The sequence below is a fragment of the Acidobacteriota bacterium genome (genome assembly GCA_009838525.1).
In the GTDB taxonomy this organism is placed as follows: domain Bacteria; phylum Acidobacteriota; class Vicinamibacteria; order Vicinamibacterales; family UBA8438; genus VXRJ01.
Map to the genome: position 1 here is coordinate 114,110 of VXRJ01000027.1, position 22,737 is coordinate 136,846.

Sequence of the window (22,737 nt, forward strand, 5' to 3'; positions counted from 1 at the left end):
GGATCAGACCGGCACGAAGGCGAGGAAGCGCCGCGGGTTGTCGACGAGTATCTTGCGTATCGTCTCTTCCGGAACCCCGGCGAAGCGCAGCTTCGGGACGAACTGCATCAGCACGGATGCCCAGCCGTGGCCGTAGAAACGCTTGAACTGGCGGACGTTGCCCATGTCGGACGAAAGAAGGATGTGGTCCTCAAGGCCGGCGTCGAGCAGATCCTGCACCATCCGGACCTTGTCGGCGGCCGGAATGTCGGAACGTCCCATCTCGTGCCCCAGCGTGTCGAGGCCGACGAACGCTCCCCGTTCCGCCACCACGCGGTGAGTGCCGAGCGGATCGTGCTCCGGCTTGATGGTTGCCATGTGGCCGATGACCACGTGTGACAGGTCGACGCCCACCCCTTCGATCACGTCCATCTGCTCCATCGCGCAGCTCGGGCAGCTCTCGTGCGGCGTGTGCGTGAAGATCGGCAGCCCCGTGCGCAGGTGCGCGCGCGCCACGGCGCGGTGTACTTTCCGCTCGTCCGGCCGCATCTCCAACGACGACGCGATCTCGCCGAACGCGCCCCAGCGTTGCGCCGCCGCGTCGGCAACCAGCTCCTCGACGAGGTCGTCCTCCGACATCTCGGCGACGCGGACCGGATAGACGGCAAAACCGATGTCCTGAAAATAGCTGCCGGCAGCGACAATCCGCACCTCGCTCCGATCGGCGATGGCTTGCAGGTTACGGACCTCCTCGCCGGTCCGCCGCCCCGTGGCCGCGTCCACGATGCAGCCGAGGCCGTCGAACGCGCAGGCGCTCAGCTCCTCCACCGCCAGGTCGATGTCGGCCCGCCCCACATGCTCATGGAAGAGGGTCGCCCCTTCGGCCAGCTCAGCCGGGTCGACGTCTCCCTGCAGAGTGCGGATGATGGCGCCATTGGGGAAGTCCGGCGGCTCCGCACTGCTGAACCGCTGCTGCGCCGCGAGCGGCGCGGGCCCCCCGGCGGCCACCGCGCCCGCCCCGACCGCCATCGCTCCGCGTCCGATGAGGCTCAGCGCTTCACGCCGGGTGAGTCTCGCGTCGATCATGGTGTGCCTCGCAGTCGCGCTTGTCGGCGTCGGCGTGTTGGGGCATCCTACTACTCTTATGGCGATCCAGGCGACCGCCCAGCAACCCGCGCCCGACCCGCACGGCCCCGACGCGGCCGCCGGCGACATTCGCTATCTGCACGCGCTCGAGCAGAAGGTTCTCTGGCTGTCGGTCTGGATGATCCACCATGCCAACCACCTTCGTCCGTCGCGCGACGGACTGAAGGTGGGTGGGCATCAGGCATCGTGCGCGTCGGTCACGACGCTGATGACGGCCCTGTACTTTGACGCGCTCCGCCCCGCCGACAGGGTCGCCGTCAAGCCGCACGCGAGCCCCGTCTTCCACGCCATCCAGTACCTGCTGGGCAACCAGACACGCGATCAGCTCGAGCGCTTCAGGGGCTTCGGAGGCGCGCAGTCGTACCCGTCGCGCACGAAGGACCGGGACGACGTCGACTTTTCGACCGGCTCGGTCGGCCTGGGCGTAGCGATGACCAGCTTCGCCGCGCTGGTGCAGGACTACCTGCGCTTGCGCGGCCTCGGAACAGACGAACCACCCGGCCGGATGATTGCCGTCGCCGGTGACGCCGAGTTCGACGAGGGGAACATCTTCGAGGCGCTGGTCGAGTCGTGGAAGCAGGAGGTCCGGAACGTCTGGTGGGTGGTCGACTACAACCGCCAGAGCCTCGACGCGGTGATGGCGGAGCGCTTTTCCGATCGCATCGCGACGATCGTTCGCGATCTCGACTGGCGGGTCGAGGTCCTCAAGTATGGCAGCTTGCTGACCGAGGCGTTCCGCAAGCCGGGCGGCGATGCGCTCCGACAGTGGATCGACTCGTCCGACAACGCCTTGTACTCGGCCCTCGCCTACAAGGGAGGTGCGGCATGGCGCAGGGAACTGATCCGCGACCTGGGCGACACGCACGGCATCCGGACCCTGCTCGACGAGCATGACGACGAGGCGCTCGGACGGCTCATGACCAACCTGGGCGGCCATGACCTGATAACCGTCCGCGACGCGTTCCGCGCCGTCAAGGACGATCGGCCGACCTGCTTCATTGCCTACACGATCAAGGGCTACGGTCTGCCGCTCGCCGGTCACAAGGACAATCACGCCGGTCTGATCACACCCGATCAGATGACGACGTTCCGCCAGCGCATGGGAATCGGCGACGGCGAGGAGTGGGAGCGGTTCGCCGGTCTGGACGTTCCGCCGGACGCCCTTGAAGCGTTCCTCCGCCGTGCGCCGTTCGCGCAGGCGCCGCCTGGATCGCGACGCCGCCAGGCGGCCCGGGTTGCCGTGCCGGAGCGGTTCGAGCCGCCCGCGGCGCTCTCCGACGGACGGCTGTCGACGCAGGAAGCGTTCGGCCGGTTCCTCTCCGACCTGGCCCGCCGGCACCCCGAGCTGGCCGACCGGGTCGTCACCTCGTCGCCTGACGTCACGGTATCGACTAATCTCGGGTCCTGGCTGAACCGGCGCCAGATCTTTGGCCGGCGCGATCGGGGTGACCTTTTCAAGGACGAACGGATCCTTTCCGCTCTCAACTGGCAGGTTTCCACCCGGGGGCAGCACATCGAGCTGGGCATCGCCGAAAACAACCTGTTCATCCTGCTCGCCGCGCTCGGCCTGAGCGCACCGCTCTTCGGCGAGCGCCTCCTGCCGATCGGGACCGTCTACGATCCGTTCATCAGCCGCGGTCTGGACGCGTTCAACTACGCCTGCTATCAGGACGCGCGATTCATTATCGTCGGCACGCCGTCGGGTATCTCCCTGGCCGCCGAAGGAGGCGCGCACCAGTCGATCTACGAACCGTTGATCGGAATGGGACAGCCCGGACTCACGTCGTTCGAGCCGGCGTACGGCGACGAACTGTGCGAGCTCCTGCGCTGGAGTTTCGAGCACCTGCAGGCCGACGACGGGGGCGCGGTGTACCTGCGGCTGTCAACCCGTCCGATTCCGCAGCCGGAACGGGAATTCACGCCCGAGCTGGCTGCGGATGTGACGGCGGGCGGCTACTGGCGTGTCCCGCCCGGGCCGCGTGCGGTGCTCGCCATAGTGGCCTCCGGCGCGGTGCTGCCGGAAGCGATCGAGGCCCACCGGCAGATTCGCGAGGACGATCCGGATGCCGGTCTGCTGGTCGTCACTTCCGTTGACCGCCTCTACCGCGGATGGATGGCGGGGCACCGCACACCACCCGGGGTGGTCCGTTCCAAGGCGCAGATCGAGCGGCTGCTCGATCCGGTTCCCGCGACGACCGGTCTGGTCACCGTAATCGACGCCCACCCGGCCTCGCTGAGCTGGCTCGCAGGCGTCAACCGCCATCTGGTAGCTCCCCTCGGCGTGGACCGCTTCGGCCAATCCGGCGACGTACCCGATCTCTATCGCGAATACGGTCTGGACACCGAGGCCATCATCGACGCGGCGGCCAGGTTGCTGATCGCGGGCCGATCCGGGTGAGCCGAAGATGACGACCGAAGCCGTCGAAGTCCTGATGCCCGAAGTCGCGGCATCCATGACGTCCGCGACGCTGGCCGCGTGGCTGAAGCAACCGGGCGATAGCGTGAAGGCGGGTGAACCGATTGCCGAGGTCGAAACCGACAAGACCACCGTCGAGCTCGAGGCGCCGGCCGACGGGATTCTCGACCGGATCCGCGTCGACGCGGGCACTGAGGGAGTGGAGGTAGGCACGCTGCTCGGCCTGATTCGTCCACCGACCGCCGATGAGAGCCTTGTGGAGCCGCCGCCCGCCGAGCCGCCGCCCGCGGATCCGCCCATGCCTGTCGCGCCACCGCCAACTGCGCCGGGGTTCCCTGCCGGGGGGACCGAGCCTTCGCCCGAGCCCGCCTCGCCGCCCTCGGCCAGTAACGAGGCCCCCTCCGTCACGCCCCTTGCCGCCCGCATGGCCGCTCATGCCGGTATCGACGTCGCCGCCGTGACGCTTGACCCGGACGCCGGCAGGGTGACGATGCGTGACATCGAACAGACGCTCGGCGCGGGTCCGCCCGCCGGCGCGTCGGCGCCGGACGCGGCGCCGGAGCTTCCGCCGACTCGCCTGGAGTCACTGCACGATTCGTCGTCGGACACTCCGTACCGCGACGAAGCGCTTACCGCCGTGCGCCGCGTCACGGCGGAGCGGATGACGTACGCCAAGCAGACCGCGCCCCATTTCTATCTGTCGATGGATTGTGCCGTCGACAGGATGCTGAAGCGCCGCGCGAGAGCGAACGCCGCCGCCGCAATGAACGAGGCGCTGACGCTGAACGACATCATTGTTCGCGCCGCCGCGTTGGCCCTCGCCGCCGTCCCCGAAGCGAATGTCGCCTGGACCGGCGCCGGTATCCGGCGTTTCGGACGCGTCGACCTCGCCGTCGCGGTGGCGACCGACAGCGGCCTCGTCACGCCGATTGTCCGCAGCGCAGACACGAAGTGCGTCACGACGATCGCGGCGGAGCTCCGCGACCTGACGGACCGGGCCCGTGACGGCAAGCTCGCCCCGGAGGAATACGCGGGCGGTACGTGCACGGTATCCAACCTGGGCATGTTCGGCATTTCCAGCCTGTATCCGATTCTCAATCCACCGCAGGGATGCATCTTCGGCATCGGCGCGCTGGAGGAGCGCCCCGTGGTCCGGAAGAAGAAGGTGCGGGTTGCGACGATGCTGACGGTGACGCTCGCGGCGGACCACCGGGCTCTCGACGGTGCGACCGGCGCCGATCTGCTTCGGACGTTCCGCGCGCTGCTGGAGGATCCCCGCCTGCTGTTCGCGTAAGATCGCCCGCGCTGCTAGATGGCCGCCAGCTTCTCCACCTTCGCCTCCACCGTACAGGGGGAGACTGCGTTCACGGTCCTCGCCGTCGCCAAACGGCTGATCGCCGCCGGCAAGGACGTGATCGAGCTGGAGATCGGCGATAGTCCCTTTCCGACATCGCCGTCCGCCCTGGACGCGGGAATAGCGGCAATCCGGGCGGGAGAGACGCGATACGGTCCATCGCTCGGCCTTCCGGAATTCCGCGCCGCCGCCGCGGCCTACGTCAACCGGGAGTACGGCCTATCGGCGGCGGCCGAGAACGTCGTTGCCGGACCGGGCGCCAAGATCTTCGAGCAGTTCTTCTGCGAGGCCTTCGTCAACCCGAACGACGGTGTCCTCGTATTCAGTCCGCACTTTCCGACCTATCCGGCGAACGTGCAACGGCGGGGCGGGCGGGTCGTCATCTCGAGGCTGCGCTCGTCGCATGACTTTCGTCCCGATCTGGACGATGTCGAACGCTTCCTGGCGGAGGATCCGAGCCCCAAGGCCATCATCCTGAACTCCCCGCACAATCCGACCGGCGGCATCGCCACGCTGGACGATCTCCAGCAGCTGGGACAACTGGTTCGGGGCCGCGACGTAGCGGTCTTCAGCGACGAGCCGTACGACGCAATGGTATGGACGGGTCGGCACCACTCGTTGCTGGCACAGCCGGGCATGTTCGATCAGTGTGTCGCTGCCTACACGTTCAGCAAGTCGTTCAGCATGAGCGGCTGGCGGCTTGGCTTCGCAGTGGGAAGCGCACCGGCAATCGAGAAGTTCGGCCTCTTCGCCAATACGTCGCTCTCGTGCGTCCCGCCGTTCGTGCAGCGGGCGGGGATGGCGGCGATGGCGGGAGATCTCGCGTTACGCGACGAACGGATGGCCGACTTCCGGCGAAAGGTCGCGTTGTTGGTCGACGGCCTCAATACGATTGAAGGCGTATCGTGCCTGTCGCCGGGAGGGACGTTCTATGTCTTTCCGTCCGTCAAGGCGATCTGCAACCGGCACGGCATCACGTCACACGGGCTGGCGCTGTTCCTGCTTGAAGGAGCGGACGACATGCGAGGCGTCGCCTGCCTTGGCGGCGAGTGCTTCGGCAGCGCGGGCGCCGGCTTCCTCAGGCTGAGTTGCGCCGAACCGGATGAGCGATTGTCGGACGCCGTCGCGTTCGTCGCCGAGGCGGTGACGCGCGGCGAGCGAATGGCGGCGTGGCTGGAGTCGCACCCGGAGTACCGACTCCGTGATTCCTATACCGACGACTAAAGTCCGCCCGCGGCAAGTCCCACGGACGGACACCGTGCCGCTGCCTCTGCTACAGCCCTTCCGCGTTCTTCATCAGGTTCAGATGCGTCTCGGCGGTCTCGAGGCCACCCTCGCCTTCCTGCCAGCCGGTCCGACCGTCGTTGTTGGCGTCGACGCCGGCGAGCAGCGCCTGCGCGAGGTCGTTCAGCTCCGTCACCAGTCCGGCTGCGTCGCCGGCTGACGTGGCGGCATCGATCTTCTGTGCCAGCATGACGATCTCGTCAGCCCGGGCCACGGTATTCCGGGCCGATGTCGCGACATGCTCGGCGTGCGTCTTCACCGCGCCCGACGCATCATCGGAATTTGCGGCCGCCATGATGTGCTTCGCCGCTCCCTCGGCCGCCTGCTTGACGCCGTAGCCGGCGCCGGGGCCGTTCTCGATCTGCGTCGGATCGACGGCGTGCAGCACATGCGCCGTATGCCGCTTCATGGAGTCGAGGTCGCTGGTATCGCTCGCCGCCAGGCCGGCGTGCTGCGCCGCGACGCGAGCCTCGGCGATCGCCGCCGGCAGCAATCCAACCATCTCGGGTGTGTCGTTCCATTTGTCGGCGACATGGCCGATGTGGTTGTGGGCCTGCGCTGCCGCTTCCTGTATGCCTGCAAACGCGACGAGGGCGAGCGCTACAGTGATGATGCCGATGCGGGTTGTGCGTGTCATCTGCTGCCTCCTTCGTTCGGGGCCGCCTTCTGGGCCGGCGCCCGGAAATAGCCGCTGGAAAGGTTTCTTATATACCGCGGAGGGACGTCCGACAAGCGGCGCGCGCGGGACGGGTGGACGCGCCGGGACGCACCGCGCAAGTGTGGACGATCGCATTTCGAGGCGGCGACAAGCCGGTTGCGCGGAGGTGGATTCCCGGAGCCGTCGCCGGCGTACTCAATCCGCGGGATCGACGAGGTTCCTCACCGCGCCGAATGCGCCGGTGAGGTTCCGGATGACAGCTGGCGCCTGCTCGCTTACGAGCCGCGATATCTGAGCGCGCAGTTCCTGGCCGGGAGGCGCGAGCAGCAGGACGGCGACGAGGCCGAGGAAGCCGACGAGCAGCGCGGCGACGAGGGTGACAGTTCTCCGCAGGAGCTTCAACATGCGCGAACCCGCATGCTTGTTATCGGCCCCTATCCGCTATGCTGTAACTGAGCGCCCGGCCCGACTCTCATGATGCGCCACCGGATCCGTTCACTCGTTCTGCTTCTCTGCGCCGCGCTGGCGTCGCTCGCCACGGAATGTGGACAGCGCGGGCCGCGCGGGTTGGAGCCGACTCAGATCGCCACGGTGCGGTTGCTTTTCGTGAGCCGACCGGCCGCCGCGCCGCCGATGCAGACCGGGGAATACGAGGCCTGTCTCGAGAGGATGGGTCAGGTGACGAACGTCGCACCGAGCTGGCGGAACTTCCAGAACATTCCGCTGGTCGAGACGATGCCCAACAACTTCGAGGTTTCTTTCAACGACGTTCCGGTCGGCGTGACGAACTCGATGGCCGTGCGCGATCGAAACGAGTGTCGGCGCGATCCGCGTGGAAATGGCCGCGTCACCACCGGCGTCAGCATCAACGGGACGCCGATCGAAACGGTGGATCCGGCCACCGGCGGCCTGTTCTTCACTATCGACGCCACCGGCACGGTGTCGTCCCCGAACGCGACGACCGGTTCGCCGGGCGGATAGCGCCCGTGCCGCGGACAGCACGGCTCGCGGGATGGGTGCGTCGCCGCTCTCGGCGCCGCGCGGGATCCTGCCGGGGGCTTCCAGCGCTCATCGCCACCGTTTCACTCATCGCGCCGGCGCTCCAGGGGCAGTCTCCGGGCGGCGATGACGCCGACGTCATCCGTGCGATTCGCACGGAAAGTGTCGAGCGGTCGGATGCCATGACCATCGTCCGGTGGTTGAGCGACGTCTACGGCCCACGTGTCACCGGCACCCCAGCGATCGAGGCGGCCGGCGCCTGGGCTGCCGACCGGATGCGCTCATGGGGATTGGAGGTCCACGAGGAACGCTTTGCGTACGGCCGCGGCTGGTCGCTCGACAGGTTCCACGCCCACATGACTGAGCCCCAGGTGATGCCGATCATTGGCTATCCGCGAGCCTGGACGTCGAGCACGGACGGGACGGTAGCGGCGGAAGCGGTGCGCGTCGATCTCGATTCGCGGGCCGGACGCGGCCGCGCCCGCGGCACGCTCCGGGGCAAGGTGGTTCTCCTGCAGCCGGAGCGTGAGGTTTCCATGCTGGAGGGAGACATCGTTCTCCGCATGGACGACGATCTGCTCGCGCGGGCATCAAGACCCGGAAGGGAGGAAGCTCTGAGCAGCGGCGGCTCCGGCCCGCGCCACGACCCTGCGCTGCATGCCTACCTGATCGAGGAGGGAGTGGTGGCCGTGCTCGACCGGGGTAGCGATGCCGCGCACCTCGTCGGCGGGGGGCCGCTTGGCGGTGATCTCGCCTGGCCCACACAGCGGACCGACGGTGGAACCATCTTCGTAGGACCGGGCGGTTCGCGTGAAGCGAACGCGCCGCCGGTGGTGCCGACGGCGACGATTGCGGTCGAACACTACAACCGGATGGCGCGACTCATCGAGATGGGCATCCCGGTAACGGTCGAGCTGAACATCACGACCCGCTTCCATGATGAAACCCGGCCGAACGGATTCAACCTGATCGGTGAAATACGAGGGAGCGACCTCGCCGACCAGGTAGTGATCCTGGGCGCGCACTTCGATTCGACGCATGCCGCGACCGGCGCGACCGACAACGCGGCGGGCGTGGCGGCGATGATGGAGGCGGCGCGTATCCTGCAGGCGATAGGGGCGCGCCCGCGCCGGACCATCCGGATTGCGCTCTGGGGAGGCGAGGAGGAAGGCCTCCTCGGGTCGCGCGCCTACGTCGACCGCCACTACGGCGGGGGCAACGCCGGCCCGCGACGGCCGCGGCATTCCGAGCTTTCCGCCTACTACAACCTCGACAATGGCGCCGGGCGGATTCGGGGAATCTGGCTTCAGGGCCATGACGACGCGGCGCCCATCTTCCGCGACTGGATGCGGGACCTTGCCGACTTGGGCGTCACGACAGTCGGGCGCCGATCGACCCGCGGGACGGACCACCTGCCGTTCGATCGTGCCGGTCTGCCCGGCTTCCAGTTCATCCAGGACCGGCTCGAGTACAACTCGCGGACGCACCACTCCAACATGGATGTGACGGACCGCGTCCAACCGGATGACCTCCGCCAGATGGCGGTTGTCGCCGCGGTGTTTGCCTACCGAACGGCGATGGCCGAGGACAGGCTGCCCCGTCGCTGAGCAGGCCGTCAACGAGATGGCCGCCGGCCGCAATCCCGTGCGCGCGGGACGGGGTAGACTGCACCGGTCGGAAAGGAGCGATCGATGACGAAGCGAGTGGCAATCGCGATGGGATTGGCGGCGGCACTGGCCGCATGCGGCGGCGGTGGCTCGCAGGGCGGCGGCGCCGTGGCGGGTGGCGATTCAGTCGGCGCGGATCTGCCCATTCTCCCGCTCGACGACGTCAAGCCGAGTCAGAGCGGATCGGTGTGGCAGCAGGTGGCGAACACCGAGATTACGGTTACCTACGACCGCCCTGTCGCGCGCGGCCGCGAGCTCTTCGGCGGCATCGTGCCGTTCGGCGAGATCTGGAATCCGGGTGCGAACGACGCCACCGCGATCGCCTTCAGCCGCGACGTCACCATTAACGGCAACCCACTACCGGCCGGGAAATACAGCCTTTGGGCAATCCCCGACCCGAACCGGTGGACGATCATCTTCAGCCGCGCCGCGGATGTCTACCACACCCCGTACCCTGGCGAGGAGCAGGACGCCCTACGCTTCATGGCAACGCCCAGCTTCGGTGCACACATGGAGACGCTCGCCTTCTACTTCGCCGAGGTCGAGAAAAAGGACGCCGAGCTGCGACTGCACTGGGGAGAGACCTACATCCCGTTGAGCATCGCGGTGCCGTAACGACCATGATGCTCTACGGACACTAGGCGAGCGATGGCGATCGATCGACGGGCGTTCCTCCGTTCCGGCGCCATGGCGGGCGGAGCCGTGGTAGCGGGTACGGCGGCGTGCGGTGAGACGGCCACGCCCAATGCGGCTTCGCAAGGCAGCGACCGCCCTCGGGGGGGCTTTCGCGAACCCGACGCGCCTGGACCGGTTTCGTTCGAACTGGACGAGGCCACCATTGACACGCTCACCTCGGCGATGGCGTCCGGCGACAGAACGTCACGCAGCATCACCGAGGCATACCTCGCCCGCATCGCCGCGCTTGACCGCCAGGGGCCTACGCTCCGGAGCGTGATTGAAACCAACCCCGACGCGCTCGCCGACGCCGAGGCCCTGGACCGCGAGCGGAGCACGTCCGGTCAGCGGTCGTCGCTCCACGGCATCCCGATCCTGCTGAAGGACAACGTCGGGACCGCCGACGGTACGACCACTACGGCCGGCTCACTCGCGCTGGAGGGCTCGCGACCCGCGGAGGATGCACCGGTCGCGCGCCGCCTCCGGGATGCGGGCGCCGTGCTGCTCGGCAAGGCGAACCTGAGCGAGTGGGCCAACTACCGCTCTACGCGGTCATCGAGCGGCTGGAGCGCGAGGGGCGGCCAGTGCGGCAACCCGTTCGCGCTCGACCGCAACCCGTGCGGATCGAGTTCAGGGTCGGGCGCGGCCGTTTCCGCCAACTTCGTGACCGTAGCGATTGGCACCGAGACGGATGGGTCGATCGTCTGTCCGTCGAATGCCAACGGCATTGTCGGCATCAAGCCGACCGTCGGCCTGGTGAGCCGTGCGGGCATCATCCCGATTGCGGACTCGCAGGACACCGCCGGTCCCATGGCGCGCACCGTGCGTGACGCCGTCCACGTGCTTGGCGTTATTGCAGGAACGGACCCGCGTGATCCGGCGACGGCCGAGGCGGACACGCGCGGGCTGACCGACTACACGCCCTTCCTCGACGAGGACGGGCTCGAAGGTTCCCGCATAGGCGTGATGCGCAGCGCCTTCGGTTTCCATCCCCTCGTGGATCGACTCATCGAAGCGGCGCTCGATGCGATGCGTGCGCGGGGTGCGGTCATTGTCGACCCGGTCGATCTTCGGCCTACCACCGCGATGCGCCGCGCCGAGACCACGGTGCTGGGCTACGAGTTCAAGGCGGGGCTCCGCGCCTACCTCGAGACGCTCCCGGACCCGCCGATCCGCACGCTTGCCGAGCTGATCGCCTTCAATCGGGCGAACGCCGCGGAAGAGATGCCGTACTTCGGGCAGGAGCGCCTGCTCGCGGCCGAAGCCAGAGGGCCGTTGACGGATCCGGAATACCTCGACGCACGCGCCGGGGCGCAACGGCTGTCACGCACGGAGGGGATCGACAGGGTGATGGACGCGGACAATCTTGACGCCATCATCGCCCCCACGGGCGGCCCCGCCTGGGTGACGGACCTGGTGAACGGCGATCACTTCGGCGGCAGCAGCTCGGCATTCGCTGCCGTGTCCGGTTACCCGAACATCACCGTGCCGGCCGGTTTCATTCACGGCCTTCCGGTCGGCTGTTCTTTCTTCGGTCGCGCCTGGAGCGAACCGACGCTCATCCGTATCGCCTACGCTTTCGAGCAGGCCACCCGGCACCGCCGAGCGCCCGGGTTTCTTCCAACCGTTTCCGCCGCCTGAGTGCGGCGGGGGTTCACCTCGGGCCGATTGCATCACTCATGCCACCAACCAGCACGCTCCTTGAAGAGGCTCTCGACTCTTGGACTGACGCCCGCCGGGGAGTCATTGCCGAATTGCAACGCGTTCCGCCGAACCGGATCGACTTCCGTCCCGAACCGGGCGCGCGCTCGGTTTCCGAAATTGCGCAGCACATCGTTGACACGGCGGCCATGTGGGCGGGGGAACTCACCAACCCGCGCGGGGACTTCACACGCAAGGGCTTTCCCGGGTTCATTCGCCAGTACGGCACACCGGCGACCGAGCGCCCGACAACCCGCGCCGGACTCGTCCGCCTGCTACGGACGTCGCATGCAGCAGGCGCGAAAACGATTCGCCGGGCGGGCGAAGTCGGCATGTTGCAGAAGATCCGCCGCTTCGACGGCGAAGAATGGACCCGCCTTACATGGATGCATCACGGTATCGCGCACGAGGAATACCATCGCGCGCAACTTGCCCTCTACGTCCGACTGCTCGGGCGTACCCCCGCCTTGACGCAACTGATCGAGAAGATGAGTGGCAGCGGGTCGTGACCAGCGCGCCGGAGTCCTGCCGGCCCACGACCCCGCTACCTGCCCCCGGTCGGGTCCGATCAGGCCTGAACGTGCTTGTCGAGGAGCGCTTGCAGCGTTTCCTTGTCGGTGAGACCCACCACCTGCTCGACCACCTCTCCCCCCTTGAAGATGAGGAGCGTCGGAATCGAACGGACGCCGTACTGCATCGGCGTTTCCGGATTGCTGTCGATGTTCAGTTTGCCGATGGTCGCCTTGCCGGCAAAGTCCTCGGCGAGGGCTTCGATGGTCGGCGCGATCATGCGGCACGGTCCGCACCACTCTGCCCAGAAGTCCACGAGCACCGGCTGATCCGAACCGAGCACCGATTCCTGGAAGTTACCGTCGGTCACTTCGTGCGTGTTTGCTGACATGCCTTCGTCCTGTCGTCGTGCAATGCTCGCGCGGCCCCTCCGCGCGTGTATCTCCTGATGAGATTGTAGTCCGTCGCGCGTTGACGCGCCGCGCTGACGCCACACCGTGCAGCGACGCTCCGTGGCGCATCGCTGCCCATGACAACGTCCCTCTATACTCCAGCCGCATGCAGCGCCGCACCAAGATCGTCGCTACGGTCGGTCCCGCGACCCAGACCCAGCCCCGGTTGACCGCGTTGATAGAGGCTGGTGTCGATGTCTTCCGGATCAATTCGTCCCACGGAACGCCGCGGAGCCGCCAGGCGGCGGCAGAGCGAATCCGCCACGCATCGGACGCCGCGGGCCGGATGGTGGCCATCCTCCAGGATCTGGCCGGTCCGAAGATCCGGATCGGCGACGTGGCGTCTGGCGCGCGGCTCGAGGCAGGAGCCCGCTTCCGCATCGCGACGGGCGACTTCGCTGGTAGCGCCGAGCGGGTCGCGACCTCGTACGCGCCGCTCGCGCAACTGGTCCAACCGGGCAACCGGCTGCTGCTGGACGATGGCCGCCTGGCCGTCCGCGTGCTCAAGACCGACGGCAGCGAGATTGTCACCGAAGTGGAACAAGGCGGTCCGCTCGCGTCCCGCAAGGGGATCAACGCGCCGGAGGTCGACTTCCCCCTTTCCGCGATCACGTCGGCGGATATCGAGAACCTCGAACGGGCGCTCCTGGCCGGCGTGGATTTCATCGGCGTCAGCTTCGTGCAGTGCGCGGACGACATGCGGCGGGCACGCGAGGCGGCGGAGCGGATCGGCCGCCCCGCCGCGCTCGTTGCCAAGATCGAACGGCCGCGGGCCGTGGACCGCTTCGACGAGATTCTGGCGGAGTCGGACGCGGTGATGGTGGCGCGCGGTGACCTCGGCATCGAGGTGCCGCTCGAGCGGGTGCCGCGGGTCCAGAAATCGATGACACGCCGCGCGCGCGCCGCCGGGGTGCCGGTGATTGTCGCGACGCAGGTGCTCGAGACCATGACGCACCAGCCGCGTCCGACGCGCGCCGAGGTAAGCGACGCGGCGAACGCGGTTGATGACGGCGTGGATGCGATCATGCTGTCGGGCGAGACGGCGGTCGGCGCGCATCCCGAACGCGTGGTCCGGACGCTCGATGCGATCATCCGTGACGCGGAGGCGTCGCACGACGACGCGGCGGTTCGTGCGGCGGCCGGCTTCGATGTCCACTTCCTCGATCGCATGCTCGCCGACGACACGCGCTACGGCGACGAAGTGTGTGCCGCGGCGGTGATGCTGGCCGAGACCTCAGGGGCGAAGGCAGTGGTCGCGGTGACGCGCAGCGGCCGCACCGTGCGCGATCTCTCCGCCATCCGTCCGCGCGTGCCGGTTCATGCGGTTACCGGCGACCTGACCCTGAGCCGGCGGCTCGGGCTCGCCTGGGGCGTGGCGCCGCACACGGTCGCCCCCGGACCCGGTTCACCCGGTGTCATCCGGGAGGAACTGCTCCGTGAGGGGATCGTCAGAAGCGGTGACGTGGTCGTGTTCGTCCGCGTCAACGACGACCTGTCACTCCCGGCCGGCAACTTCATCGAGCTGCTGCGCTGCTGACTGTGGCGAGCGGCCAGAGCCGAACCGCGCCGCCGGGATCAGCCCGCCGCACGCAGGTCGCGCAGTCTCTGGGCGACGTGACCGGCGTGGCCCGCCGCACGGACTTTCTTCCAGTGATGCGCGACTCTACCGCTCGGATCGATGAGGACGGTCGACCTGATCACGCCGACTGATCTCCTGCCGTAGAGGACCTTCTCCCCCCACGCGCCGTACTCCGTCATCGTCTCGTGCGAGGGATCGGACAGTAGTCGGATCTCCAGCTTGTGCTTCGCAATGAACTTCCGGTGAACCTCCGCCCCGTCCGGACTGCAGCCAAGCACCACTGCGTCGAGCTCCCGAAAGTCGCCCAACGTCGACGTGAACTCGCATGCCTCAGTCGTACAACCGGGCGTGTCATCACGCGGATAGAAGTACAGAACAACCCATTGGCCCTTCAACTCCGCAAGTGCAACCTGCTCCCCATCCTGGTCCGGCAACCGAAACGCCGGCGCCTGCTTGCCTGTCTCCACCATGCCGAACTAGACCTCCTCTCCGGAACACGCCATACGGCACGCAAGTCTACCCTGCTCCATGCGTTCGCAATCGCGATTTCCGACGGCTCAGGCGATCTCGATCAGGCTGGCGCCGTCGAGGGGAACCGGAACGGCTTCGCCGATATCGGCCGCATGGTCGTAGCCGGCCGCCTGCAGCATGGCTACGTACATGTCGGCACGGTCGGCCGGGACAGCGGCCAGCAGTCCGCCGGAGGTCTGTGGATCGAAGAGGATGGGATAGCCGCCTTTCCCGGCGGCGGCCTCCGGGTTGGCGACGGCGCGGCGGAGCCGCAGGTTCTCTGGCTGCAACGAGCTCACGATGCCGGCGGCAACCGTCTCCTCCGCCCCGCCGAGGAGCTGGATCGCATCGAGATGGATGCGCGCCCCGACGCCGGACGCGCGCGCCATCTCGACCAGGTGGCCCAACAGGCCGAACCCGGTAACGTCCGTGCAGGCATGAGCGCCATGCTGCCGGAATACGCCGGCGGCGGCACGGTTCGATTGCAACATGGTCCGGATGGCGCCCGCGACCCAGCGCGCCTTTGCCTTGCCGCGCATGTCCGCCGCGAGCAGCGTCCCGGTGCCGAGCGGCTTTGTCACGATGAAGCGGTCGCCGGGTCGCGCGCCACCCTTGCGGAGCATGCGATCACGCTGAACGGTACCGGTCACGCTCAAGCCGAACGTCAGCTCGGCTCCCTCACTCGTGTGCCCGCCGGTCAGCGCAACGCCCGCGTCATTCAGCACGGCGAGGGCGCCGGCCAGGAGATCGAACAGAAGCGTTTCCATCTTCTCCTCGATGCCGTGAGGAATCGTGACAACAGCGAGCGCCGACCGCGGGTCCGCGCCCATCGCGTAGAGATCTCCCAGCGAGTGCGTCGCCGTTATGCGGCCGAAGACCCACGGATCGTCCACCATGGCGCGGAATGCGTCGACGGACTGCACGAGCAGCGCGCCGGGGGGAAGCTGCTCGACCGCGGCATCGTCCGGCGCGTCGAGGCCGATCAGGACATCGTCGCGGCGGAAGGGGTGAAGTCGCGCGAGTACGCGGTCCAGCAGCGTCGCACCGATCTTCGAACCGCAACCGCCACAGAGCATCGCCGGCCTGGTCAGCTGCTCGACCGCTTCCGGCGTCACCAGGCCGGGGGCGGGCGGCGCCGGGCGCCTTGCCGCCTCCACCGGCTCACCATCCATCTGCGGCAGATCGGAAAAACGCTGCATGAAGTGGCGGTCAATCCGGTCCTTCCAGCGCCACACCCAGGCGCCTTCCAGCGACAAGCGGCCGCGTGACGCGACGGCGTAGCGGTTACCGGTGCTGATCAGGCTGAGGAACTTCCGTTGGGGATGGAACTCGCGGATGGGATCGCCCTCGAGCGCGCGGCGGAGGTTGGCTTCGAGCGGAGGACCCTGACGGACGGCGAAGACACCCGCTTTCTCGCGCCGGTGACCGGCGACGGAAGCGACGTCGCCGGCAGCGAAGACTTGGGGATGGGACGTGGACCGGAGCGTCGCGTCCACCTCGATGAAGCCTCGGCCGTCGACGGCAAGGCCGGCGCGTGCCGGCCATGCGGGCGGCGCCGCCTCTGTGGCCCAAATGACTTCGTGCGCCTCGAACGCCCCACCGTCTTCCGTGTGAAGCCGCACCGCGCCGGGGGTGGCGGCGGCGACGCGGATAACCCGGGAGCCGACGTGCAACTCTACGCCCCGCTTCGCGAGGACGCGCTCGAACCGGCGTCTTGCCCACGCGCCATGGGTGGGCAGGATTACCGGCTCGGCGCCAAAAAGATGAAACGACGCCTCGCTCGGCGTTGGCGCCCCGGCTGACGCACCGGTGGCCGCGCCAGTCTCCCTTTCCCCGTTCGAGAGCGCGTGCTGTATCGCCAAGGTCAGTTCGACGCCTGCGGCGCCCGCACCCACCACGGCGATCCGCAGCGGCCCCTCACTCGCCCGCACGCGCGCCGCCAACCGCTCCCAACGGGCGACCAGACCGCCGATCGGCTTGACGGGCACGGCATGATCCGCCACCCCCTCCACGTTGACCGACGGCGTGATCCCGACGTCGATCGAGAGCAGGTCGTACGGCACCGGTGGACGGTCACGGCAGATTACGGCCCGGGCGTCGAGGTCCAGCCCGACCGCTTCATCGTGAAAGAGCCGCGCATTGGCAAAGCGGGCAAGCGGCGCCAGGTCGATGTGCGCGTCGTCGAACGTGTAGTGCCCGGCGATCAGGCCCGGCAGCATGCCGGAGTACGGCGCGTGAAGGTCGCGCGCGATCAAGGTTATGCGCACGCCCGGGATCGGCCGCATCCCGAACCGTCGAAGAACAATCACGTGGGTGTGACCGCCGCCGACGAGGACCAGGTCCTTCAGCACCGGCGAGCCGTGGTCTCCCGTCATCGGTGCATGTCGGCTGTCACTTCCGTCACTCAGGATTACACAACTGTCGCTCGCCGTCACCCTCCCGCCCGCGCCAGCAGGCGGCGCACGCCGGCCCGGAAGCGCGCGGGGGGCGGGAGCAGGCTGATCACGATATGCGACCCGTCCGCGAAGTCGAAGAAGTAGCCGGGGTGCACGAGGACGCAGCCATCGTCGACCCGGTTTTCCTCGAGGAGGTCGATCGCCAGCGCTTCCTCAAGGTCGGGACCCGAGGGAGCCGCGAGCCGGATGACGGCAGACCAACCCCCTTCCGCGCGCAGAACCTGGACCGCCGGGGCTGCGGCCGCGCGGTCGACAAGCCAGGTGTAGTTGGCGCTCACGCGTGTCCGAATCCGCGACGTGACCGCGGCCCCGGCAGCAAGCAGATGCGGCGCGGCCAGTTGAGCCGGCGTGGAGACCGAGAGGTAGGTGTCGGTCAGCAGGTCGAGCGCGTCCATCAGTTCCGCTACGTCGTCGGCCGGGCCGTCGATCGCGATCCAGGCGAGCTTGACCTGCGGGAGGCCAACCGCCTTGGACAGGCCGCCCAGCACGAACTTCACGATGCCGTCTACCCCGCCGGCGGCCGCCGAAGCGCCCTGGAGGATGGTCCGCTCAACGCCGGGGCGCGGATCGATCGCGTACCCGCTGAACACCTCGTCGACGATCAGTGGAATCGCATGCTCGCGGCAGAGCGCGGCGAGCGCGTCCCGGTCGGGTTCGGCCAGGTAGGAGCCGGTTGGGTTGTTCGGGTTGACCGCGACGGCGGCGCGGGTGCGTGGTCCGGCCGCCAGCGGGAGCGCGCCGGCGTCGATCCGCCAGACACGTCCGTCGCATACCAGCGGATACGGCGACAGGTTGACGCCCTCGAACCCGGCGAGATGTTCGAAGAGCGGGTAGCTCGGCTGCGGCACGAGGATGTCGTCGCCCGGATCGCAGAGCAGCTTGAACAGCAGCGCGTACGCTTCGCTCGTGCTGGCCGTCAGGACGATCCGGTCGGGCACGACGGCGCCGTTCAGCCACCCCGCTACGGCTCGGCGGGCAGAGAGGAGGCCGCGCGGCTGCGGATCGTACCGGAGGCCGCTGGCGGATCCGAGAGGTGCGAGCAGGTCGGCCGGGTACTCGATGGCAACCCGCGTGGGATTCGACTCCGTCAGGTCGTTGACCTCGACCCCCGCCGCGCGCAGGTGCTCGAGCCGGCGGGCAAGCCGATTGGTGGCGCGGTTCGCGGGAATGCGCGAGGAATGCAAGGCCGTTTCCGTTCGGGCTCCGGCCTGTACCATGCCACGCTAGCAGCCCCGGAGCCAGCGGAACTTCCACGGCGCAAGCTTCTGGCCTGAAGTAGGATGGTTCGCATCATGACCAACACGATTCGCGCGGCCAATACGACTCGTGCGGCAGGGGCGGCGGCGGTGCTCGCGGTGACGGCCCTGCTGGTCGGCGCGTCGGCCCAGCAGCCGTCTTCGAGCGCCGGCAGCTATCTGGTTCCGCCGGACGCAATCGTGGCGATTCTGGACGCGCCGCCCACTCCGGGCATCCTGGTCGGCCCGCGGCAAGACGTGGTCGTTCTGGTCGAGTCGCGCTCGATGCCGCCTATCGCGTGGCTGGCCCGACCGATGCATCGGCTGGCGGGGTACCGGATCGACCCGCGCAACAGCGGGCCCTGGTCGGCGCCGACGATCATGGCGATGACGATTCGGCCCCTGGACTCGGCGCGTGCAACCAACGGCAACGGAAATGGAAGTGGAAGCGCCAACACCGATGACAACGGCGGCTTTCGCATCGTCGCTCCCGCCGGAACGACGCTTGGTTGGCCCGCTTTCGCTCCCGACGGATCACACCTGTCGTACGCCGTGCTGCGCGATACAGGCATAGAACTCTGGGTCGCCGACCTCGTGGCGCAGCAGCCCAGACCCCTCACCTCGGCCGCACTGAACGCCACCTGGGGCAACCCGTGCGAGTGGCTCGGCGACTCGTCGGGCGTGCTCTGCCGTTTCCGCCAATCGGCGCGCGGCTCACCGCCCAATCCGCCTCGCGCGCCGAACGGGCCGAACATCCAGGCGAACGACGGGCGACAGTCACCGGTCCGAACCTACCAGGACCTGCTGGCCAGCGCGCACGACGAGGCGCTCTTCCGGTACCACTTCACGTCGCAGATCGCGACCGTCGAGCTCGCCACCGGGTCGCGGACCGACATCGGCGCACCGGGGCTCTACGCTTCCGTCAGAGGCGCGCCGGACAGCAGGCACATGCTCGTCGAACGGATCGTGCCGCCTTTCTCCCGTCTCTTGCCGGCCCGCCGGTTCGCGCGCACGGTCGAGGTGTGGTCGCGGGATGGCGGCGGCGAGGATGCTGCCGCGGGAACGGCCGACCCCTTCGTGCTGGCCGAGCTGCCGCTTGCCGACCAAGTGCCGATCGGCGGTGTGCCCACCGGGCCGCGCGCTCACCGCTGGGACGCCACCGAGGCCGCTACCGTGCACTGGGCGGAAGCGCAGGACGGCGGCGATCCCAACACCGCGGCGCGGAACCGGGACATCGTGTACTCGCTCGATGCGCCGTTCGACATGGAACCCCGGGAGCTGGCGCGAACCGAGCATCGCTTTTCCTCTATCGCCTGGACCGCCGACGGGACGGCGCTCGTCACGGAGACCGACCGGCCGACACGGTGGACGCGCACGTCGATCATCTATCCGGGCGGTGGCGACACGCGCCGCCTGTTCGACCGGAGCGCCGAGGATGTCTACGGCGACCCGGGCCGTTTTCTCTTCGGCCCCGGCGGCGGCATCGCGAACCGTACCGTCCTGCAGGACGGCGACTTCATTTACCTCGCCGGCAGCGGCGCATCGCCCGGCGGTGATCTGCCCTTCCTTGACCGGCTCAACCTGGCGACGCTGGAGACCACCCGGCTGTTCCGCGCCGAGCCGGGAACCTACGAGACCGTTGTCGCCGCCCTGTCCGACGATGGCCGTACGCTGTTGACACGACGCGAAAGCCCGACGGAGCCCCCCAACTACCAGGTTCGCGACACGGGGACGGGCACGGTGCGAGCGCTCACCGACTACACCGACCCGGCGCCAGTCCTCCGCGGCGTCGAAAAGCGCCTGCTCACCTACGAGCGCGCGGACGGCGTCGGTCTGTCGGCGACCCTCTACCTGCCACCCGGTTACCAGGAGGGTGACCGTCCGCCGATGCTCATGTGGGCCTATCCGCGCGAGTACGTCGATCCGGCCGCGGCAAGCCAGGTGCGGGGATCACCGTATCGCTTCACGGCGTTGCGGGGCGCATCGCACCTGCTCCTGCTCGCGGAGGGCTACGCAATCCTCGACGGCCCGGCGATGCCGATCGTTGGCGAGGGCCACACGGCGAATGACACTTACGTCGAGCAACTGGTGGCCAGCGCGCAGGCGGCGATCGATGAAGTGGTCGCGATGGGAGTCGCCGACCGCGACCGCATCGCCATCGGCGGCCACAGCTACGGCGCGTTCATGACCGCCAACCTCCTCGCCCACTCCGACCTGTTTCGCGCCGGGATCGCCCGGAGCGGCGCCTACAACCGGACGCTGACCCCGTTCGGTTTCCAGAATGAACAGCGTACGTTCTGGGAAGCCCGCGACATCTACGCGGCCATGTCGCCCTTCTTCCACGCCGAGAAGGTGAACGAGCCGATCCTGCTGACGCACGGCGAGATTGACAACAACTCCGGCACCTTCCCGATTCAGTCGGAGCGCTACTACCACGCCTTGAAGGGACATGGCGCGACCGTCCGGTACGTCACGCTCCCGTACGAGTCGCACGGCTACGTGGCACGCGAGTCGGTGCTCCATGTCGTGGCCGAGATGCTCAACTGGTGCAACGAGCACCTAGCTCCCCGCTAGACGAATAGTCTCCGAAGGAAGTCCTTGAGGAAAGACGTCGGGACGTCTATACATGCCAACATGTCTGCCGTCGGACCCCGACGAGCGCCAGGGATGGTGCGAGACGCGATCTTGGCCGTGCTTGAGACGCGTCCGGCTGGCGCCTCGGTAGCAGAAATCATCGACGAAGCGCGCGACATTGTCGGCGACGTTCCCGCCTCGAGTGTTCGTTCGTACCTGCGACTCAACACGCCACGGCTCTTCGTCCGTGACGTGCGGGGCGTCTACCGGCTGCCCGGGTTGGAAGGAGAAACCGGCCGTACGAGCGTCGACGGCAAGGTCGCGGGTCCTCCGTTTCGTACAGCTCAATACCGGAACACGACCCTGGTGCAGGCCGACTGCCTCGACTGGCTCGGAAACCAAGAGCCGAATTCCATTCACGCGGTTGTCACCGACCCCCCGTACGGTCTGGTCGAGTACTCGCCGAAGGAACAGAAAAAGCTGCGCGCTCGTAGGGGTGGAATCTGGCGCATTCCTCCGGCCTTTGATGGGGCACAACGGTCACCGTTGCCCCGCTTTACGGTCCTTTCTTCCCAGGACCTGCGTGTTCTGGATGAGTTCTTCTCCCACTGGGCAAGTCGCCTTGCGCCCGTTCTCGTGCCCGGAGCCAATGTCGTGGTCGCCACGAACCCGCTGCTTTCGTACATCGTGTCCGGCGCGCTGGCAAAGGCCGGTCTGGAGAGGCGCGGCGAGATCGTCAGGTTGGTGATGACCATGCGCGGTGGTGACCGACCCAAGGGGGCTCACGACGAGTTTTCGGAAGTGAGCGTGATGCCACGTTCAATGTGGGAACCGTGGCTTCTGTTCCGGAGACCGCTAGACGGGCGCGTCCAGGACAATCTCCGTCGCTGGCGGGTGGGCGGTTTTCGGCGGCCGTCTGCCACCTCGCCATTCGGGGACGTAATCCGCTCCGCTCCCACGCGCAGGGGAGAGCGCCAGTTGGCGCCACATCCGAGCCTTAAACCACAGGAGTTCCTGCGGCAATTGGTCCGCGGCGTCTTGCCGTTGGGCGAAGGAGTCGTCCTCGATCCGTTCTGCGGCGCTGGTTCGACATTGGCGGCTGCTGAGTGTGTCGGCTACAGAAGTATCGGCATCGAGAACGATCCCAAGTATTTCGAGATGGCTCGCCAAGCAGTTCCGCAGTTGGTGCTCTATCAACGGGACTCAGCTACGGTTTCTTGTAGATCCCGTGCTCGCGAAGCTTCCTGACACCCTCCTTGTGGAGCGTTGCGGTCCTTGTGCCGAGTTCCCCGCGGGGGTTCTTCCTGAAGTCGGCGACTTCAACATGCGCCAGATAGACCTCCGTGAACGTCATCGGACGACGGTCACGAGCCGGCTCCGTCTCTGTGTCCACTTCATAGACGAACACACACATCCATTGTTTACGCGCCCCAGGGTATCGACTGCACCACCCTTCTTGCGCGTTGACTTGATCTCGACTCCGTCCTCGCCCGCCTTGATGCTGTCGTGCCGGTACATGCCGGAAACGACGAGATCCGGATG

At 67.8% G+C, this 22,737-nt stretch carries 17 protein-coding genes; 10 read left to right on the forward strand and 7 right to left on the reverse strand.

Annotated elements, in window-relative coordinates:
* Window positions 1-3: 3 nt before the first annotated feature.
* Window positions 4-1,194 (reverse strand): hypothetical protein, encoded by a 1,191-nt coding sequence (locus F4Y45_11975; GenBank protein MXY25225.1) that lies wholly within the window; start codon window positions 1,192-1,194, stop codon window positions 4-6.
* Between F4Y45_11975 and F4Y45_11980 the strand changes: the two genes are divergently transcribed.
* The 3 genes from F4Y45_11980 to F4Y45_11990 are packed head-to-tail and all read left to right on the forward strand — an operon-like array spanning window position 1,124 to window position 6,119.
* Window positions 1,124-3,523, forward strand: a complete 2,400-nt coding sequence (locus tag F4Y45_11980) for a transketolase (protein MXY25226.1) — start codon at window positions 1,124-1,126, stop codon at window positions 3,521-3,523. The genes F4Y45_11975 and F4Y45_11980 overlap by 71 nt on opposite strands.
* A gap of 7 nt (window positions 3,524-3,530) precedes the next feature.
* The gene (locus tag F4Y45_11985; GenBank protein MXY25227.1) at window positions 3,531-4,835 is read left to right on the forward strand and encodes a 2-oxo acid dehydrogenase subunit E2; all 1,305 of its coding nucleotides are present in this window, start codon (window positions 3,531-3,533) and stop codon (window positions 4,833-4,835) included.
* Between the two features lie 18 nt (window positions 4,836-4,853).
* Complete coding sequence (locus F4Y45_11990; GenBank protein ID MXY25228.1) at window positions 4,854-6,119, forward strand: aminotransferase class I/II-fold pyridoxal phosphate-dependent enzyme; 1,266 nt, start codon at window positions 4,854-4,856, stop codon at window positions 6,117-6,119.
* A 49-nt stretch (window positions 6,120-6,168) separates the two neighbouring features.
* Here F4Y45_11990 and F4Y45_11995 read toward each other — a convergent pair whose 3' ends face one another.
* Together F4Y45_11995 and F4Y45_12000 are read right to left on the reverse strand one after the other, a co-directional pair.
* Complete coding sequence (locus F4Y45_11995; protein MXY25229.1) at window positions 6,169-6,816, reverse strand: hypothetical protein; 648 nt, start codon at window positions 6,814-6,816, stop codon at window positions 6,169-6,171.
* A gap of 216 nt (window positions 6,817-7,032) precedes the next feature.
* The gene (locus F4Y45_12000) at window positions 7,033-7,242 is read right to left on the reverse strand and encodes a hypothetical protein (GenBank protein ID MXY25230.1); all 210 of its coding nucleotides are present in this window, start codon (window positions 7,240-7,242) and stop codon (window positions 7,033-7,035) included.
* A 137-nt stretch (window positions 7,243-7,379) separates the two neighbouring features.
* On the opposite strand from F4Y45_12000, the gene F4Y45_12005 reads away from it, so the two are divergent.
* The 4 genes from F4Y45_12005 (at window position 7,380) to F4Y45_12020 (ending at window position 12,388) form a co-directional block, all read left to right on the forward strand.
* Window positions 7,380-9,443: a M20/M25/M40 family metallo-hydrolase gene (locus F4Y45_12005; GenBank protein MXY25231.1), complete on the forward strand. Its 2,064-nt coding sequence runs from the start codon at window positions 7,380-7,382 to the stop codon at window positions 9,441-9,443.
* An 84-nt stretch (window positions 9,444-9,527) separates the two neighbouring features.
* Window positions 9,528-10,118 (forward strand): DUF2911 domain-containing protein, encoded by a 591-nt coding sequence (locus F4Y45_12010; protein ID MXY25232.1) that lies wholly within the window; start codon window positions 9,528-9,530, stop codon window positions 10,116-10,118.
* Between the two features lie 72 nt (window positions 10,119-10,190).
* Window positions 10,191-11,819, forward strand: a complete 1,629-nt coding sequence (locus F4Y45_12015; GenBank protein MXY25233.1) for an amidase — start codon at window positions 10,191-10,193, stop codon at window positions 11,817-11,819.
* 38 nt (window positions 11,820-11,857) lie between these two features.
* On the forward strand, window positions 11,858-12,388 hold the full coding sequence (locus tag F4Y45_12020; protein MXY25234.1) for a hypothetical protein: 531 nt from the start codon (window positions 11,858-11,860) through the stop codon (window positions 12,386-12,388).
* A gap of 59 nt (window positions 12,389-12,447) precedes the next feature.
* Here the strand turns inward: F4Y45_12020 and trxA are convergent, their stop codons facing one another.
* Entirely contained in the window at window positions 12,448-12,780 is a 333-nt protein-coding gene (trxA, locus tag F4Y45_12025) for a thioredoxin (GenBank protein MXY25235.1), read from the reverse strand.
* 167 nt (window positions 12,781-12,947) lie between these two features.
* Between trxA and pyk the strand changes: the two genes are divergently transcribed.
* Window positions 12,948-14,378, forward strand: a complete 1,431-nt coding sequence (gene pyk, locus F4Y45_12030) for a pyruvate kinase (protein MXY25236.1) — start codon at window positions 12,948-12,950, stop codon at window positions 14,376-14,378.
* Between the two features lie 38 nt (window positions 14,379-14,416).
* Here pyk and F4Y45_12035 read toward each other — a convergent pair whose 3' ends face one another.
* From F4Y45_12035 to F4Y45_12045, 3 genes are all read right to left on the reverse strand, one after another.
* The gene (locus F4Y45_12035; protein ID MXY25237.1) at window positions 14,417-14,890 is read right to left on the reverse strand and encodes a peroxiredoxin; all 474 of its coding nucleotides are present in this window, start codon (window positions 14,888-14,890) and stop codon (window positions 14,417-14,419) included.
* A gap of 87 nt (window positions 14,891-14,977) precedes the next feature.
* Window positions 14,978-17,305, reverse strand: a complete 2,328-nt coding sequence (gene selD / locus F4Y45_12040) for a selenide, water dikinase SelD (protein ID MXY25238.1) — start codon at window positions 17,303-17,305, stop codon at window positions 14,978-14,980.
* Window positions 17,306-17,361: 56 nt separating this feature from the next.
* Window positions 17,362-18,603 (reverse strand): pyridoxal phosphate-dependent aminotransferase, encoded by a 1,242-nt coding sequence (locus F4Y45_12045; GenBank protein MXY25239.1) that lies wholly within the window; start codon window positions 18,601-18,603, stop codon window positions 17,362-17,364.
* A 75-nt stretch (window positions 18,604-18,678) separates the two neighbouring features.
* Between F4Y45_12045 and F4Y45_12050 the strand changes: the two genes are divergently transcribed.
* Entirely contained in the window at window positions 18,679-21,195 is a 2,517-nt protein-coding gene (locus F4Y45_12050) for a S9 family peptidase (GenBank protein ID MXY25240.1), read from the forward strand.
* A gap of 93 nt (window positions 21,196-21,288) precedes the next feature.
* The gene (locus F4Y45_12055) at window positions 21,289-22,443 is read left to right on the forward strand and encodes a site-specific DNA-methyltransferase (protein MXY25241.1); all 1,155 of its coding nucleotides are present in this window, start codon (window positions 21,289-21,291) and stop codon (window positions 22,441-22,443) included.
* Window positions 22,444-22,737: the final 294 nt, after the last annotated feature.

Bases quoted from the DNA above. Each gene is read 5' to 3' on its own strand.
- F4Y45_11995 (MXY25229.1), bottom strand. From the start codon at position 6,816: ATGACACGCACAACCCGCATCGGCATCATCACTGTAGCGCTCGCCCTC.
- F4Y45_12005 (MXY25231.1), top strand. From the start codon at position 7,380: ATGTGGACAGCGCGGGCCGCGCGGGTTGGAGCCGACTCAGATCGCCAC.
- F4Y45_11990 (MXY25228.1), top strand. From the start codon at position 4,854: ATGGCCGCCAGCTTCTCCACCTTCGCCTCCACCGTACAGGGGGAGACT.
- F4Y45_12050 (MXY25240.1), top strand. From the start codon at position 18,679: ATGACCAACACGATTCGCGCGGCCAATACGACTCGTGCGGCAGGGGCG.
- F4Y45_12000 (MXY25230.1), bottom strand. From the start codon at position 7,242: ATGTTGAAGCTCCTGCGGAGAACTGTCACCCTCGTCGCCGCGCTGCTC.
- F4Y45_11975 (MXY25225.1), bottom strand. From the start codon at position 1,194: ATGTCGCCGGCGGCCGCGTCGGGGCCGTGCGGGTCGGGCGCGGGTTGC.
- F4Y45_11980 (MXY25226.1), top strand. From the start codon at position 1,124: ATGGCGATCCAGGCGACCGCCCAGCAACCCGCGCCCGACCCGCACGGC.
- F4Y45_11985 (MXY25227.1), top strand. From the start codon at position 3,531: ATGACGACCGAAGCCGTCGAAGTCCTGATGCCCGAAGTCGCGGCATCC.
- pyk (MXY25236.1), top strand. From the start codon at position 12,948: ATGCAGCGCCGCACCAAGATCGTCGCTACGGTCGGTCCCGCGACCCAG.
- F4Y45_12055 (MXY25241.1), top strand. From the start codon at position 21,289: ATGGTGCGAGACGCGATCTTGGCCGTGCTTGAGACGCGTCCGGCTGGC.
- F4Y45_12020 (MXY25234.1), top strand. From the start codon at position 11,858: ATGCCACCAACCAGCACGCTCCTTGAAGAGGCTCTCGACTCTTGGACT.
- F4Y45_12045 (MXY25239.1), bottom strand. From the start codon at position 18,603: ATGGTACAGGCCGGAGCCCGAACGGAAACGGCCTTGCATTCCTCGCGC.
- F4Y45_12010 (MXY25232.1), top strand. From the start codon at position 9,528: ATGACGAAGCGAGTGGCAATCGCGATGGGATTGGCGGCGGCACTGGCC.
- F4Y45_12035 (MXY25237.1), bottom strand. From the start codon at position 14,890: ATGGTGGAGACAGGCAAGCAGGCGCCGGCGTTTCGGTTGCCGGACCAG.
- trxA (MXY25235.1), bottom strand. From the start codon at position 12,780: ATGTCAGCAAACACGCACGAAGTGACCGACGGTAACTTCCAGGAATCG.
- F4Y45_12015 (MXY25233.1), top strand. From the start codon at position 10,191: ATGGCGGGCGGAGCCGTGGTAGCGGGTACGGCGGCGTGCGGTGAGACG.
- selD (MXY25238.1), bottom strand. From the start codon at position 17,305: ATGACGGGAGACCACGGCTCGCCGGTGCTGAAGGACCTGGTCCTCGTC.